Origin of the sequence: Streptomyces parvus, from assembly GCF_014648875.1 — a bacterium.
GTDB classification, from domain to species: Bacteria; Actinomycetota; Actinomycetes; order Streptomycetales; family Streptomycetaceae; genus Streptomyces; species Streptomyces parvus.
Genome location: NZ_BMRY01000009.1, coordinates 111,939 through 127,153, shown reverse-complemented (window position 1 = coordinate 127,153; position 15,215 = coordinate 111,939). Strand labels below are relative to the sequence as shown.

General features: G+C 71.7%; 12 protein-coding genes and 1 pseudogene. 6 read left to right on the top strand and 7 right to left on the bottom strand.

Annotated features, from left to right (window positions below; genetic code table 11):
* Positions 1–43 precede the first annotated feature (43 nt).
* The 5 genes and pseudogenes from IE140_RS25770 to IE140_RS25750 all read left to right on the top strand — a co-directional run.
* Positions 44–1,351 (top strand): ABC transporter substrate-binding protein, encoded by a 1,308-nt coding sequence (locus IE140_RS25770; RefSeq protein WP_150193472.1) that lies wholly within the window; start codon positions 44–46, stop codon positions 1,349–1,351.
* A gap of 79 nt (positions 1,352–1,430) precedes the next feature.
* Complete coding sequence (locus IE140_RS25765) at positions 1,431–2,432, top strand: carbohydrate ABC transporter permease (RefSeq protein ID WP_189460742.1); 1,002 nt, start codon at positions 1,431–1,433, stop codon at positions 2,430–2,432.
* Positions 2,429–3,367, top strand: coding sequence for a carbohydrate ABC transporter permease (locus IE140_RS25760; RefSeq protein WP_150195172.1), 939 nt, complete (start codon positions 2,429–2,431; stop codon positions 3,365–3,367). The genes IE140_RS25765 and IE140_RS25760 overlap by 4 nt, the downstream gene beginning before the upstream one ends.
* Positions 3,364–4,401, top strand: coding sequence for a hydroxyacid dehydrogenase (locus IE140_RS25755; RefSeq protein ID WP_150195174.1), 1,038 nt, complete (start codon positions 3,364–3,366; stop codon positions 4,399–4,401). Before IE140_RS25760 ends, IE140_RS25755 begins: the two co-directional genes overlap by 4 nt.
* 57 nt (positions 4,402–4,458) lie before the next feature.
* Positions 4,459–4,716, top strand: a pseudogene (locus IE140_RS25750) (HAD-IA family hydrolase); the annotation flags it as partial.
* A gap of 51 nt (positions 4,717–4,767) precedes the next feature.
* Here the strand turns inward: IE140_RS25750 and IE140_RS25745 are convergent.
* Both IE140_RS25745 and IE140_RS25740 read right to left on the bottom strand, forming a co-directional pair.
* The gene (locus tag IE140_RS25745; RefSeq protein ID WP_150195176.1) at positions 4,768–5,637 is read right to left on the bottom strand and encodes a class II fructose-bisphosphate aldolase; all 870 of its coding nucleotides are present in this window, start codon (positions 5,635–5,637) and stop codon (positions 4,768–4,770) included.
* 91 nt (positions 5,638–5,728) lie between these two features.
* Positions 5,729–6,616, bottom strand: a complete 888-nt coding sequence (locus IE140_RS25740) for an SIS domain-containing protein (RefSeq protein WP_150195178.1) — start codon at positions 6,614–6,616, stop codon at positions 5,729–5,731.
* 262 nt (positions 6,617–6,878) lie between these two features.
* Here IE140_RS25740 and IE140_RS25735 point away from each other — a divergent pair, with 262 nt between their 5' ends.
* Positions 6,879–7,643: an SDR family oxidoreductase gene (locus tag IE140_RS25735; RefSeq protein WP_109181255.1), complete on the top strand. Its 765-nt coding sequence runs from the start codon at positions 6,879–6,881 to the stop codon at positions 7,641–7,643.
* A gap of 99 nt (positions 7,644–7,742) precedes the next feature.
* Here IE140_RS25735 and IE140_RS25730 read toward each other — a convergent pair whose 3' ends face one another.
* From IE140_RS25730 to IE140_RS25710, 5 genes are all read right to left on the bottom strand, one after another.
* Positions 7,743–10,661 (bottom strand): DUF5682 family protein, encoded by a 2,919-nt coding sequence (locus IE140_RS25730; RefSeq protein ID WP_229826904.1) that lies wholly within the window; start codon positions 10,659–10,661, stop codon positions 7,743–7,745.
* The gene (locus IE140_RS25725) at positions 10,658–11,788 is read right to left on the bottom strand and encodes an ATP-binding protein (RefSeq protein WP_006129468.1); all 1,131 of its coding nucleotides are present in this window, start codon (positions 11,786–11,788) and stop codon (positions 10,658–10,660) included. The genes IE140_RS25730 and IE140_RS25725 overlap by 4 nt, the downstream gene beginning before the upstream one ends.
* Positions 11,789–11,890: 102 nt before the next feature.
* Positions 11,891–13,279, bottom strand: coding sequence for a VWA domain-containing protein (locus IE140_RS25720; protein WP_150195180.1), 1,389 nt, complete (start codon positions 13,277–13,279; stop codon positions 11,891–11,893).
* Entirely contained in the window at positions 13,276–14,727 is a 1,452-nt protein-coding gene (locus tag IE140_RS25715) for a hypothetical protein (RefSeq protein ID WP_189460740.1), read from the bottom strand. Before IE140_RS25715 ends, IE140_RS25720 begins: the two co-directional genes overlap by 4 nt.
* Positions 14,697–15,215, bottom strand: a complete 519-nt coding sequence (locus IE140_RS25710) for a hypothetical protein (protein ID WP_150195184.1) — start codon at positions 15,213–15,215, stop codon at positions 14,697–14,699. The genes IE140_RS25715 and IE140_RS25710 overlap by 31 nt, the downstream gene beginning before the upstream one ends.

Here is a 15,215-nt window from a genome sequence, read left to right as displayed (position 1 = left end):
TCACCTCATCTCCCGCAGTTCGAGGTCTCGTAGGAGCCGGCCCATGCCCTGTATCGCCCGCACGTCCCGCCTCGCCCTCGCGGCGTCCGCCGCCTCACTAGCCCTTCTTGCCACCGCTTGCGGCGGTGGATCGGGTTCGGACGCCTCGGGTCCCGGCGACGGCAAGCCCGTCACGCTCACCTTCTGGTCGTCCGCCCTGGGCGCCAAGGAGACGGCCGACGCGTTCAACAAGACGCAGACCGGCATCAGGATCAAGTTCTCCCTGGTCCCCGCGGGCCCCGAGGGCGTCACCAAGCTGTCCAACGCGGTCAAGGGCGGCAACGCCCCCGACGTGGCCACCATGGACTACTCCGCCCTGCCCGAGTACGCCAGCGAGGGCAACCTGGTGGACCTCACGCCCAGCTCCGGCGAACTGGTGAAGGAGGAGTTCCCCGAGGCGCTCCAGTCCCTGGTCAACCTCGGCGGCTCCACCTGGGCGGTGCCGTTCGACGTCACGCCCATCCAGCTCTTCTACCGCAAGGACCTGTTCAAGAAGCACGGCGTCGAGGTGCCGACGACCTGGGCCGAATACCGCACGGCCGCCGAGAAGATCCACCGGGCCGACCCCGACGTCACCATCACCAACTTCGGCGGCGGCGACCCCGCTCTGCTCTCCGGCCTCGCCTGGCAGGCCGGTGCCCAGTGGTACGGCACCAACGGCGACGCCTGGAAGGTGAACATCGACGACCCGGCGTCCCGCAAGGTCGCCGCCTACTGGGACGACCTCCTCGCGGACGGCCTCGCCTCCAAGACCCCGCTCTGGGGCGAGGGTGAGGCCAAGGAACGCTCCACCGGCAAGGTCGCCACCGTCATCGGCGCCGCCTGGAGCGCGGGGACCTTCCCCGTCAGCTACCCGGACAGCAAAGGCAAGTGGGGGATAGCCCCCCTGCCCACCTGGGACGGCAAGCCGAGCACCGGCATGTACGGCGGAACGTCCTACATCGTGCCGAAGGGCAGCGAGCACACCGAGGCGGCCGCCGAGTTCATCAAGTGGGTCACCACCGACCCCGCGGCCATGACCGCCCGCCTCAGCTCCCTCAAGGCGCCCAGCAGCGCCCTGCCCGCCAACGAGGGCATGCGCGCGGCGGCGGCGAAGGAGTTCGACACCTCCTATTTCGCCGGCCAGGACGTCTACGCCGTGGCCGGCGAGGCCGCCGACACCATCGTGCCCGGCTGGACCTGGGGCCCGGTGCAGCAGCAGGTCGTCTCGGCGCAGATGGCCGCGGGCAGCGACCACACGAAGATGCTCAGCTCCGGTCAGGCGAAGGGCGAGACCGCGATCACCGACCGCGGCCTCAAGCTCGACAAGTAGCCGCACGGCTGCCCGGGACACACCGTGCCGGGCAGCCGCCTTCCCTCCCGCCCACCCCAACCAGCCGAAGGAGCATCAGGTGGCAGCCCCACTCGCCCGGCCGGCCAAGACCCCGGCACCCCAGGCAGCGCCGCCGCTCACGGGGCCCGCCGGTCCGGCCGTTTCCGCCGGACCGGGAAAGCCGGGCGGCCCCGGCGCACGACGCGGACAGCGCCGGGCCGTCGCCCTGTTCACCGTCCCGTTCTTCGCACTCTTCGCCGCCGTCACCGTCCTGCCGATGATCTACGCGGCCTGGATGAGCCTCTACCGGGAGGAATCCTCCGGCCTGGGGTTCGGCGGAACCGAGCGCGTCTTCGCCGGGTTCGGCAACTTCACCGAAGCCCTCGGCAACGAGGCGTTCCTCCGATCCTTCGGGAACATCGCTCTCTACTGCGCCCTCTACATCCCCGCGATGGTCGGCGGCGCACTCGTCCTGGCCCTGCTCGTCGACTCCACCATGGCCCGGGCCAGGCGGTTCTTCCAGATCGCCTACTTCCTGCCGCACGCGGTGCCCGGCCTGATCGCCTCACTGATCTGGCTCTACCTCTACACACCCGGCCTCAGCCCCGTCACCGACGCCCTCGACGCGTTCGGCGCCAACTGGAACTTCTTCGGCGAGGACGAGGCGATCTTCTCCGTCGTCAACATCTCCGCCTGGCAGTGGACCGGCTACAACATGATCATCTTCTACGCGGGCCTCCAGGCCGTCCCCCGCGAGGTCCTGGAAGCCGCGACCGTCGACGGAGCCGGGGCCCTGCGCACCGCCCTCCAGGTCAAGATCCCCATGATCCGGCCGACCGTCGTGCTGACCCTGCTGTTCACCTGCGTCGGCGCCATCCAGCTCTTCGACGCCCCCAAACTCGTCCAGCTCCGCGCCAACACCATGGGCGAGGACTGGTCGCCGACCATGTTCATCTACACCGTGGCCTTCAAGGGCCACGACTACGGCCTGGCCGCCGCGAGCTCCCTGCTGCTCGCCCTCGTCGCCGGCCTGCTGTCCTTCGTCGTCACCAAGCTCGGCAACCGGTGGAAGGCCTCATGAGCACCCAGACAGCCCACCGCGAGGCACCGGCCGCCGGCGCCCGGCGCGACGGGACCGGACGCCGCACCGCACCACGGCCGCCCGCACGCCGGAACCGTACCGGCGGCCTCACCTCCCGGGTGGCGGTGAACACCGTGCTTGCCGTCGTCGCCGTCTACACCCTGATGCCGCTGACCTGGCTCCTCATCGCCTCCACCAAGAGCTACCGGGACCTGTTCGCCACCAACCCGTTCAGCCTCGGCGACTTCGCGTTCCTGTCCAACCTGAACGCCCTCCTGGAATACAACGACGGCGTCTTCGTCCGCTGGATGCTCAACAGCCTCCTCTACACCGTCGTCGCCTCCCTGCTCTCCACCCTCATCTCCGTCGCCTGCGGCTACGCCTTCGACAAGTACGCCTTCCGCGGCCGGGAGAAGTGGTTCGGCGTCGTCCTCGTCGGCGTCCTCATCCCCTCGACCGTCGTCCAGCTCCCGCTCTACCTGATGGCCTCCGAACTGGGCCTCGTCAACACCTACTGGGCCGTCCTGATCCCCAGCCTCGTCAACCCCTTCGGCGTCTACCTGGCCCGCGTCTTCTCCGAGGGGTACGTGCCGGGCGAGGTCCTCGAAGCCGCCCGCGTCGACGGAGCCGGCGAGATGCGGACCTTCGTCAAGGTCGCCCTGCCGATGCTCGCGCCCGGCTTCGTGACCATCTTCCTGTTCTCCTTCACCGCGAGCTGGAACAACTTCTACGGCGCGCTCATGATGCTCAACGACGACCGGCTCTACCCCGTCAACCTGGGCCTGTTCATGTGGAACCAGAACGTCTACCAGCAGCCGGAGCTCTACCCGCTGGTCATCATCGGCTCCCTCGTCGCCGTCGTCCCCCTGATCGTCGCCTTCCTCTGCCTCCAGCGCTTCTGGCGCTCGGGCCTCACCGCAGGAGCCGTCAAGTGAGCCACCCCGCCACGCCCCGGGTGACCCGCCCCCGCACCGTCCTGGCGATGAGCGGCGAAACACGGGCCGCGATCCTCGCTCCCGAAGCCCTGGACCGGCTCGCCCGGGTCGCCGACCTCGACCCCCGCATCCTGGTCACCGACTTCGGCGCCGACGACCCCGCCCAGCGCACCGGACTCCGCCAGGCCGAGGTCCTGTTCACCGGCTGGGGCTGCCCCCCGCTGGATCCGGCCGCCCTGAGCGCCATGCCTCGGCTGCGCGCCGTCGTCCACGCCGCAGGATCCGTCAAACACCACATCACCCAGGACGTCTGGGACCGTGGCATCACCGTGAGCACCGCCGCCACGGCCAACGCGCTCCCGGTCGCCGAGTACACGGTCGCCGCGATCCTCTTCGCCAACAAGAACATCCTGGAGAGCGCCCGCGTCTACCGTGCGGCGCGCTCCCGGGTGAACCTCCTCGAACGGTTCCCCGGCGTCGGCAACTACCGCCGCACCGTCGGCATCGTGGGCGCCTCCCGCATCGGCCGCCGCGTGATCGAACTACTGCGCCCCTACGACCTGCGCGTCCTGGTCCACGACCCGTACCTCGACGGGACGGACGCCCGGACCCTCGGAGTGGAACGCGCCGAACTCGACATCCTGGCGGCCGAGAGCGACGTCGTCACCATCCACGCTCCCGAACTCCCGGACACCCGGAACCTGTTCGACGCACCACGCCTCGCGCTGATGCGGGACGGGGCGACCCTGATCAACACCGCACGCGGCTCCCTGGTGGACACCGAGGCGCTGGTGAAGGAAGCGGCCACCGGGCGTCTCAACGCCGTACTCGACCACACGGAACCGGAAGTCCTGCCCGCCGACTCGCCCCTCTACGACCTGCCGAACGTCTTGCTCACCCCGCACATCGCAGGCTCCCAGGGCGGCGAACTCCACCGGCTCGCCGACGCCGCCGTCGACGAACTCGAACGGTACGCGCACGGCCTGCCGTTCGCCCACGCGGTGGACCCCCGCACCCTGCACCAGCAGGCCTGAACCCGTCCCCGTACCCGCCCCCGTACCTCTTCCGGGAGACCTGCCGGCGGTCCGTCGTCGGCCTCGCCGCGCCGGGTGGTGGACACGGTCCTGCGCACCCTGGGAGGCGAGGCGTTCCGTACGACGGTGGCGGACGGCGGGAGCGACCGCTCGAAGCCCTTCCCGGACCTCTATCCCAAGGCGGCGGGCTGCCGGGTGCCGGCCGTGCCCACGGCGGCGCCGATCGCACCGGCCCCGGGGCGGCGGGTACGGGCGCACCTCACGGCCCTGCTGCGGGAATGGGGCCGGAGGAGCGGGTATGACGTGGCGTCATGAGGACGCCGGGGCCGGCGGGCGGTGCGCCCGCCGGCCCCGGCGTCCTCGTCGTCACGCGGCCTGTGCCCGCCCCGGGGCCAGCACCGCCATCAGTCGGGTCACGGTGCGGGCCATCGCGTCCCGGCCGTCCGCCAGATACCGGCGCGGATCCACACCCCGGTCGTCCTGGGCCAGCCGCTCCCGTATCGCCCCGGTCATCGCGATGTTCAGCGCGGTCCCGATGTTCACCTTCCGGATCCCGCCCGCCACGGCACGGGCCAGCTCCTCGTCGGAAGCCCCGGACGACCCGTGCAGCACCAGCGGAACCGGCACCGCCGCCCGCAGCCCGCCCAGCAGATCGTGGTCGATGACGGCGTCCCGCGAGGTCATGGCGTGCGAGGTGCCGACCGCCACGGCCAGCGCGTCGACCCCGGTGGCCGCGACGAACGACCGCGCCTCCTCGGGATCCGTACGCGCCCCCGGCGCATGGGCGTTCAGCGGCGGCTCCCCGTTCTTCCCGCCGACCTGTCCGAGCTCGGCCTCCAGCCACAGACCCCGCTCGTGCGCCCAGACGACGGCGGCGCGAGTGGCCGCCAGATTCTCGGTGTACGGCAGCCGCGCGGCGTCGAACATCGCCGAACTGAAACCGCAGTCCGCCGCCCGGTGCAGCAGCTCCGTCGACTGCACATGGTCGAGGTGCAGGGAGACGGGGACGGCGGCCTGGTCCGCGACCTCCGCGGCGGCGCGCGCGATCGGGCGCGGCCGGCCCCGGTGGTAGGCGACGGCGTTCTCGCTGATCTGGAGGATCACCGGCGATCCCGCCGCCTCCGCGCCCTCGGCGATGGCTTCCGCGTGTTCCAGGGTGATGACGTTGAACGCGGCGACCGCACGATGCTGTGCGGCGGCCTCGGCGATCAGATCGCCGGTGGCGGTGAGGGGCATGGCGACTCCGGGACGGGGCTGAGGAACTGAGGGGCTGAGAACCGGCGGGCGGGGAAGAGGCGGCCCGATGCGTCGGGCCGTGCCGTTTCCGTCAGGCCGCGGTGCTGAGGATGACCGAGCGGGTGAGGTGGCGCGGCCGGTCCGGGTCCAGGCCCCGCGCGTTCGCGATGGCCAGTGCCAGCCGCTGCACCCGGACCAGCTCCGCCAGCGGGTCGAGGCCGCCGGCCACCCACCGGGCGCCGGTCGCGTGCACCTCGTCCATCAGCCCGGACGGGGCCTCGCCGAGCATCCAGGTCGCGGTGGAACGGGTGGAGATGCTGATCGGGCCGTGCCGGTACTCCATCGCCGGGTACGCCTCGGTCCAGGCGAGCGCGGCCTCGCGCATCTTCAGCGCCGCCTCGTTGGCGAGCCCCACGCTCCACCCCTGTCCCAGGAAGGTGAACTGGCTGCACTCCACCAGACCTGCGGGCAGCGGCTCGGCGAGCGCGACCTGGGCGTCCTCGACGACCGCGTCGCTGTGCAGCCCCAGATGGGCGCGGAGCAGGGTCAGCGCCGACGTCGCGAAGCGCGTCTGGACGACGGACTTCTCGTCGGCGAACTCGAGCACGATCGTGTCGTCGGCCATGGCGGCCATCGGGGTGTCGGGGTCGCCGATGACCACCGTGCGGCGGGTCGTGTCACCGATCCGGCCGAGGAGCCCGAGCACCTCCGTCGTGGTGCCCGAGCGGCTGAGTGCCACGACCCGGTCGTAGGGCCGCCCGGCGGGGAACTCCGAGGCGGCGAAGGCGTCGGTCTCGCCCTGGCCGCTGCCTTCCCGGAGGGCCGCGTAGGCCTGGGCCATGAAGTACGAGGTCCCGCAGCCGACCACGGCGATGCGCTCGCCCGCCGCCGGAAGCCGGTGGGCCAGCCCGTCCGCCATGCCGGCGGCCACCTGCCAGCAGTCGGGCTGGCTGGCCAGCTCCTGAGCCACGTGCGTCATCTGTGCTCCCTGTTCGCGGCGAACGATGCTCGAAGCTGCATATTAGGCAAGCGTTTCACGCAATATCAAGCAGACGGAGGCCTGGTTCGTGCGCCCGGCGCGTCCCGGCCCGTCCCGCCCACGGGGGCCGGTCGCCGTCGGGGCGCCACCGCAGGCGGCGGGGCGGGCGCCACTTCGCGGTCGCGCATTCCGTCGCGGTCGATGGGTAGGGTGAATGCGTTTCGCGAGATCTGCGGAAAGGCCGAGCCAGAGGGAACGATTCATGAGTTCACTGACGGGAAAGGTCGCGTTGGTCACCGGTGCCAGCCGCGGCATCGGCCGGGCGATTGCCCGGCGACTCGCGCGTGACGGGGCCCTGGTCGCCGTTCACTACGGTGTGCGGGGAGATGTGGCGCGGGAAGTGGTCGAGGAGATCACGCACACGGGCGGACGGGCTTTCGCGCTGGGTTCCCTGCTGGGGGTGCCGGGAGACGTCGAAGCCCTGTACGAGGCGTTCCGCGCGGGAATGGCCGACCTGGGAGAAGAACCCGTGCTCGACATTCTGGTCAACAACGCCGGTGTGAGCGGATCGGGTCGCATAAGTGACGCCTCACCCGAGGTTTTCGACCGCCTGTTCGCAGTGAACGTGAAAGCGCCGCTCTTCCTCATCCAGCAGGGATTGACCCTGATGCGGGACCGGGGCCGGATCATCAACATTTCGTCGGCCGCCGCCCACCGGTCCTTTCCGGAGTCCGTGACCTATGCCATGACCAAGGGGGCGCTGGAGACACTGACGCTTGCTGTGGCAAAGGAGGTGGCGGAGCGGGACATCACGGCGAACACCGTGGTGCCCGGTTTCGTGGAGACCGACATGAACGCCCGGCGACGCGAGACGCCCGAGGCCGCGGCGGTTCTGGCCGCCCACTCCGTGTTCGGCCGCATGGGGCAGCCGGCCGACATCGCCGACGTCGTCGCTTTCCTCGCCTCGGAGGACTCCCGCTGGGTCACCGGCCAGAGCATCGACGCCACGGGCGGCACCGGCCTCTGACAGGCTGACGGGCCGGGCCCGGAGCGGCCGAGGGCGCGGCGCCGGAAGGACAAGCCGGTGCCGGGGCGGCTACGACCGCCCCGGCACCGCACACCACCCCTACGCGCCCGTGAGCAGCGACTCCCACGCGATCGCGGTATCAGGGTGGCGGGCCGTCAGCACCGCGCCGACCGGGCCCGCCGGGCAGTCGTCGGCAGCGGCCCACGTACCGTCGCAGCCCAGGAGTTCCGCGACCGCGTCGAGCGTCCCCGGGTGGGCGAAGAGCAGCGCGGCGCCACGGCTCCCGCCGCCGGCCGCCCCCGTCCGGCCGCCGTCCGGCCCACCGGCCTCCACAACCTCCCGCCATGGCGGCACCCACGTGTCCAACGCCGTCAGCCGGGCCGGGAAGATCCGCCCCGCCTCCCGGACCAAGAGCGGGGCCAGGTCCGCGGCTCCGGCGCGCAGGGTCGTGATCAGGCTCGGCAGCCACGGCAGCAGAACCGGGTCCGGCAGCCGCCCGAACGCGTTGGACACGGCCTCCACCACCACGTCCGCCAGCCCCGGCACCGGCACCAACGCGTGCACGAAGCCGCTCAGATAGCGCGGATAGGCGGGCACCACCATCGGGTTGGCCAGCAGCTCACCGCAGCGCTCGCGCAGCTCGGCCCGCGACAGTGCGCCGAGCTGCACCTGCGCCGCCCACAGCAACGCCGTCCGCTCCGGGTCCGTCGGGCGGGACTGGGCCACGGCGAGCTCCAGCTGGGCCCGGTCACAGCCCAGGGACAGCGCGAGGCTCTCCATGCTGAACAGGAAGCCCAGCATCGCCGCCACCTGCCCCACGGTCGCGTCCTCGTCCGTGAACGCCGTCGGCAGCAAGGTGCAGTAGTGCGCGTAGCCGGCCTTGACGAACGACTCCACCCACGGCGGCAGCACCGGCTCGGCGGTACGGTAGTACGCCAGCAGCCCCCGCACCCGGCGCAGCACCTCCGGGGCCCCGTCCGCCGTGCGCTCGGCGGCGAGGACCTCCAGGGCACGGGCGCCCAGCTCATCGGAGAGGCGACGGCTGCCGAGATACAGCGTGGCGTCCTCGACGGCCGCGAGGACGACCGCCGTCGTCGCCCGCGGCCCGTACGCATCACGGCGCAGGCGCTGTTCGAGAACCTGCTCGATGCTCACGCCCTCGTACCCGAGCTCGATGAGTGCCCGCTGATGGGTGCCCAGCGCCAGGTCCCACGACTCCTGGATCGACCGCTCGCCGAGCTTCCGCTCACCCATGATCGGCCGGGCCGCGCCGTGCGGCAGCAGACGGCGCAGCATCCACAGCACGTCCGAGCACGCCCCCAGCTCCGGGCGGGAGCTCAGGTCCAGCAGGGCACGCTGCACTCCCCGCTGCTGGAGCTTCAACTCCAGCGGGGCGAGCCGGTCGTGCACATCGCGGGCCAGCGGCGGCAGCGCGTCGTAGCCGACCCGGCCGATCCGGTCGCCGCCCATCATGATCTCGACGAGCCGCCGCACATCGCGCCGCCCCGGCACCGAATCCTTCTCGATGCAGGTGACCGCCGCGTCCTGGAAGTCGTACGGGGTGGGCTTGGCCCGGTCCCGCATCCCGGCGAGCAGGATCGACGTCTCGAACACCGCGATGGCGTCTGCGGTCGACGCCAGATAGCCACTGCGCCGTGCAGCACGCACGATGTCCACCGACCAGCCCAGCAGTTCGGCCTCGTCCAGCGTGTCGAGGACGGGCGGCCGCCGCAGGAACCCGGAGAGCCGGTCCTCGGCTGCCTCCGGCGGGGGAGCGGTGACGGCGGGGGCGGCCTTCTTCGTCGCGCGGGGCTTCTTCGCGCCGTCCTGTCCCGCGAGCCGGTAGGGCTGCACCCGGGTGCGCTTGAGGTTCTTCGCCCACTGCGTCGCGGCGATCGACACCGACCCCGAGGCCAGCCCGAACTGCGCCTCGATCGCCGCGTGGCTGGACGGGATCAGCCCGTGTTGCCAGGTGGTGGCGGACCGGGGGGAGATGGTGAACGGTCCGCTGCCCGCCACCCCGAACTCCTCCACCCGGCTGGCCGCGTGGAAGGCGCCGCACACATACAGGCAGTCCTCCGGGTCCGCCCCGCCTGCCGCCAGGTGCTCGCGGATCCGGGTCCACATGTACCGCTCGCGGTCCTCGTCCACCCGGACCCGGTCCCCGTCGCCGGGAGCCAGCCGCCGGAACAGGCTGCCGACGAGGAACATCACCTGGCGGTAGGCCTCGTGATCGCTGTCGCCGAGCGGCACCTCGACGTACTGGTGCCACCACTCCGACCAGTGCCGCACCTTGCCGTGGCGCAGCAGATGCTCCTCCAGCTCGGCGAAGCGGGGCCGCAGGTCGCCGATCTCCACGCCGACCGCCTCGCCGTGCAGCGCGGCTTCGGGCTCCGGCACTCCGTCCGCCGGAGCGGGCGGATCCTGCGGGGTCCGCTCGCCGTGGCGGCTGTCCCACTGGAAGACATGGTCCGATGACCGGTCGACGAGGACCAGCTCGACGCCGGGGGTGTCCAGGGCGTACGCGATGGCCTGGTACTCGGCGGACGCCTCGGTGATCGGGGCGACGACCGACAGCGGCGCCCACTCGGCGGGGAACCCGTCGACGTCGCTCGCGAAGGCCTGGACCGCCACCGGCAGGCGGCAGTTGCGCAGTTCGCCCAGGAGCGGCGCCATGTCCTCGCACAGCTCCAGATACACCACCTTGGGCTGCTTCTCGCGCAGCCGGCGGGCCATGGCGAGCGCGGAGGCGGGCGAGTGATGGCAGACCGGGAAGATCTCCAGCGGCTCGCGCACCGCCCGGTCGACGTCGTCGACCATGCCGAGGAGGATGCCCTCCAGGGCGCGGGGCCCGTCGGCGAAAGCGGTCGCCGCCTCGTGCAGCTGCTCGCGCAGCGCCGCGAAGGACGCCTGCCCGGGGCTGTTCGCGGATGCCGGGGCGGACCCGTTCGGGGAGGGTGCCCGGCCGGGCCCGTCCACAGCTGTCTCCTCCGGCCCGTTCGTGGCGGACCCGGTCATGACAGCGTGGCGATCGTGTCGCGGCCGCCGTCCAGGAACTCCGGCCAGGAGCCGCCCTCCTGCTTGCTGCGCGGCTCGACCACACCGTGCAGGTACTTGTTGAAGATCGCCAGGTCCTCGGGGTCGCGCCGGGCGAGGGAGCCGACGAGCGAGGAGGCGAGGGTCCGGGCGGTCAGCGTGCGCTCGCCGAAGAAGTTGCTGTGCAGGACGGCGTCCTCCAGTACACCGATCTGCTCCGCCGTCGACAGCGAGGACTCCAGCTTCTCGTCGTCGCTGCCCGCCGCAGCTGCCGAGGCCCGCAGATCGGCGAAGCTCTGGAGCAGGACGTCGAGGAGCGTCGGCGGCACGTCCAGGTCGATCGCGTGGCGGCGCAGCAGCTCCTCGGTGCGGAACCGGACGATCTCCGCCTCGCTCTTCTTGTTCGTCACGACCGGGATGCGCACGAAGTTGAAGCGGCGCTTTAGCGCGGACGACAGGTCGTTCACACCCCGGTCGCGGCTGTTGGCGGTCGCGATGATCGAGAAGCCGGGCTTGGCGAAGACGATGTTGTCGCCGGCGTCCGTGCCGTCGCCCTGCAACTCGGGGACGGAGATGTACTTCTCCGAGAGGATCGAGATCAGCGCGTCCTGGACATCGCTGGTGGAACGGGTCAGTTCCTCGAAGCGGCCGATGGCGCCCGTCTCCATCGCGGTCATGATGGGCGACGGGATCATCGACTCACGCGACTGTCCCTTGGCGATGACCATGGACACGTTCCACGCGTACTTGATGTGGTCCTCGGTCGTGCCGGCCGTACCCTGCACCACCAGCGTGGAGTTGCGGGAGATCGCCGCGGACAGCAGCTCGGCCAGCCAGCTCTTCCCGGTGCCGGGGTCCCCTATCAGCAGCAGACCCCGGTCGGAGGCGAGGGTGACGATCGAGCGTTCGACGAAGCTCCGGTCGCCGAACCACTTCTGCGAGATCTCCCGGTCCAGGCCGTCGGCGCGCTCGGAGCCCAGGATGAACAGCCGCACCATCTTCGGGGAGAGCCGCCAGGAGAACGGCTTCGGGCCGTCGTCGATCGACTCCAGCCAGTCGAGCTCCTCGGCGTACTTGGTCTCGGCGGGGGCACGCAACACGTCGGACATCGGAAAGGCCTTTCTGAACAGGCGGGAAAGGGAAAGAGGAAAAGAGAGACACGGCGGGGGGGGGGCACGCGATGACAGGCGGCGGTCACACCCCGCGGGGCCTCAGGTGAGGAACGTCTTGAGTTCGTGCACGAGCTTGTTGATGTGCCCGGAGACCACCGGTGTGCCCAGGGCCTTGAACCGCTCCCGGAACCACGGATTGACCTCCTGCCGCCCGGAGCTGGTCACCGAGCCGACGGGGATGAACTTCACCCCGGAGCGGTGAACGGCCTCGATGCCTTCGAACAGCGGCTGGGAGCGGTCGAACTCGTAGAAGTCCGAGATCCACACCATGACGGTGTTCTTCGGCTCGGCTATCTTCGGGCGCGCCATCGCCATCGCGACGGGCCCGTCGTTCCCTCCGCCGAGATTCGTGCGCAGCAACACGTCGAACGGGTCGTGCACCCACGGCGTCAGATCGATCGAGCGGGTGTCATAGGCGATGAGATGCACGTCCACCTTCGGCAGCCCGGCGAAGATCGAGGCGAGAATGGTGCAGTTCACCATCGAGTCGACCATCGAACCGGACTGGTCCACCACGACGATCAACCGCTGCGGCGTCGTCCTGCGCACCGTGTGCCGGTAGTAGAGGCGGTCCACATACAGCCGCTCCTCCTCCGGACTCCAGTTGGTCAGGTTCTTCCAGATCGTGCGGTCCAGGTCGAGATTGCGGAAGACGCGCTTCGGCGGCACCGAACGGTCCAAGTCGCCGACGGTGGCCTTCTCCACCTGCGTACGCAACACCTCGGCCACCTCTTCGACGTAACGGCGGATGAGGGACTTCGCGTTGGCCAGGGCCACACCCGACAGATTCCCCTTGTCCCGCAGCAACTGCTCGATCAGCGACATGCTGGGCGTCAGCCGCGCGGCCAGCGCCGGATCGGCCAGCACCTCCCGCAACCGCATCCGCCCCACGAGATCCGCTTCGATCGCCGCCAGCTCGGGGCCGAGACCGCCGCCGTCCAGGCCCGCGCCCGGCGCCCGGCCGCCGCGAAGCCCGCCCGGCGGACAGCCCAGCGCACGCTCCAGCCAGCCCGCGTCGGACTGCCAGCGCGCCAACTGCTCCGCGGTCACCGCGCTCGAACCGGTCGCGAAGACATTGAGCAGCACCTTCGACACCAGCGCGGCACGCCGCACCTCCGCCGCCCGGTCACGGGAGCCGTCCGCGTCGTCCTCGGGTGTCATCAGCCCGTCGAACTCGGCGGCCAGCTCCGGATGCCGCTGCACGACCGAGTCGAGCGACGTCCCCGGATCCAGCAGGGCGGACGGCAGGCCGATGTCCTCGACCACCCCCAGGCTCGCCGACTCCAGGGCGGGCTGCTCCTCACCATCGAGGAGACGGGCCAGGAGCCGCCAGTACAGCACCTGACGGCGGTTCTCGTACGGGTCGGGACCGGCAGGGGACGGGCCGGCCACGGGGCCGGGCGTCTGCCCGGTGAGGTCCTCGGTCATTTCCGCAGCAGCCTTCCCGCGCGCTCGCGCAGCACGGCGACGGCGTCGGTGGCGGCCTTCTCCGCCCGGACACCGGCCTTGTCGGTGGTGCCGCCCGCCCACGCCCCGGCGTGCACGGCGACGGTCTTCTTCCGCACGGTGGTCTCGACCGCGAGCGGCTGGAGGAGGAACTCCCCGGCATCCCAGCGCAGCAGTCCGACACAGGCGTGGGAGGCGGCGACCGCCTCGGGCGTCAGCGGACCGGCGGCGGGTATCCGGTCGGTGTCCACGGCCAGCGGCCGTCCGGCGAGATCGAACGCGAGACCACCCTCTTCGCTGTGCGCCGCATACCCCTCCAGCAGCACCGGAACGGCGATCCGCACGGGATGCCGGTCCAGGGGGGCCACAGGGGCGGCCGTCGCCGCGGACAGCCTCACCCGCGCCGTGGCGAAGGGGTCGGCCGGCTCACCCGCACGGGCCCGCTCGTCGTCCCAGACGAGATCCCCCTCCGCGGTCACCGGCATGGCGTCCAGCTCCATCGAGCGGCCCTCGCTCACGGCACCGAGCAACGACATCCGGGGACGCAGCAACTGCCACAGCCCCGCTCCGACGACCGTGTCGGGCTTCGGCGCCGACACCCCGGCACGTACCAGCCGGGGAGCGCCCCCGTCCGCCGGCTCGAACACGGCATGGACCTGGGCCTGAACGGCCGTCGCATGCTCCTGCACATCGACGCCGAGCGGCAGCAGCCGACCCGTCACCGAGCCGTCGGACCGCTCCCCGGCCGAGCCCGGCACCGTCAACAGCAGGCCACGCGACCACAGATCGGCCCAGCGGCGCACCGGAACCCGCTCCAGGGTCGCCCCCGGGCAGGACGCGGCGAGCTCGGCGGCGAACCCGTCGAGCAGCGTCGCCCGACGGCGCAGCCCCGGATCGGGCAGCATCGCGGAGACCACCGGAGCCGCCCCGGAGACCAGCTCGTGGTCGATACCCCGCCAGCCGCTGCGCGCGAGATCGCACAGCCAACTGCGGGCCGCCGCGAGGAGGTTGGCCCCGTGTTCCGGCCCGGCAGCGGTCGGAGCGGACTTCTCCCCGGCGACGACCGGAGAAGACTCCACCCCGGGCGCGGGCCTGCCGACAGCCTCGTCGATGCGCTGCGCCAACGCGTCGTGCACGGAACCGAGCAGCGCACTGCGGGCGGCGGCCAGCGCCACGAAATGATCCTCCCCGGCGGCCCCGGCCGCCGCACGCTCCGCCGCCTCCGCGACCCGCGCGGCCAACGGCGTCCCGGCGACGGCCTCGGCGAGCCCGGCGACCGCGGCCGCCTGCGCGGCCCCCGGCCGCAGCAGACCGGCCACCAGCGCCCCGTCGAACGCGTCCACGGCGGCGAGCGCCTCGTCGAGCCCCTCGACCGGATCGGCCAGCAGATCCCCGCGCATCAGGCCACCGCCCGCGTCGGCGGGAACCACTGCATCTCGGGCAGCGGCGACGTGACCGGGGCCAGTTCGAGATAGGCGAGGTGCCGCAGGAACCGGCTGAACACCTGGGCGGCCGCCGAGGAGTCGTCCTTCACCGGCCGCGTGGCGGTCATGGCGGCGGTGAGGGACTGCGCGTCCGGCTCCCCGTCCGGGGGATCCACCGCGAGACCGCGGGCGACGCGCTCGGCGCCGTACTGCAGCACCGCCTCGGCGACGAGCGCCTGGATGTGCTTGCAAAACATGCCGCGCGCACCGCCGCAGGGCCGGTTGTTGTTGGTGCTGCACGCGAACGCGTACGACCGCGCCGCCACCGACGACACATATACCCGCCCGATGTCCGACCCGCTGGAGACGACCCCCTGCAACCGCCCGTCGGCCAGTTCGACGAACGGCACCTTGGCCAGCTTCCGCGGGCGCGCGGGCGCCATCACCCGCGCGGTACTCGACTGCTCCCAGACCGACAACGCGCCAACTCCCAT

Coding starts and splice junctions, on each gene's coding strand:
- IE140_RS25730 (WP_229826904.1), bottom strand. CDS start 10,661: ATGACCGGGTCCGCCACGAACGGGCCGGAGGAGACAGCTGTGGACGGG.
- IE140_RS25770 (WP_150193472.1), top strand. CDS start 44: ATGCCCTGTATCGCCCGCACGTCCCGCCTCGCCCTCGCGGCGTCCGCC.
- IE140_RS25760 (WP_150195172.1), top strand. CDS start 2,429: ATGAGCACCCAGACAGCCCACCGCGAGGCACCGGCCGCCGGCGCCCGG.
- IE140_RS25735 (WP_109181255.1), top strand. CDS start 6,879: ATGAGTTCACTGACGGGAAAGGTCGCGTTGGTCACCGGTGCCAGCCGC.
- IE140_RS25720 (WP_150195180.1), bottom strand. CDS start 13,279: ATGACCGAGGACCTCACCGGGCAGACGCCCGGCCCCGTGGCCGGCCCG.
- IE140_RS25710 (WP_150195184.1), bottom strand. CDS start 15,215: ATGGGAGTTGGCGCGTTGTCGGTCTGGGAGCAGTCGAGTACCGCGCGG.
- IE140_RS25725 (WP_006129468.1), bottom strand. CDS start 11,788: ATGTCCGACGTGTTGCGTGCCCCCGCCGAGACCAAGTACGCCGAGGAG.
- IE140_RS25745 (WP_150195176.1), bottom strand. CDS start 5,637: ATGCCCCTCACCGCCACCGGCGATCTGATCGCCGAGGCCGCCGCACAG.
- IE140_RS25740 (WP_150195178.1), bottom strand. CDS start 6,616: ATGACGCACGTGGCTCAGGAGCTGGCCAGCCAGCCCGACTGCTGGCAG.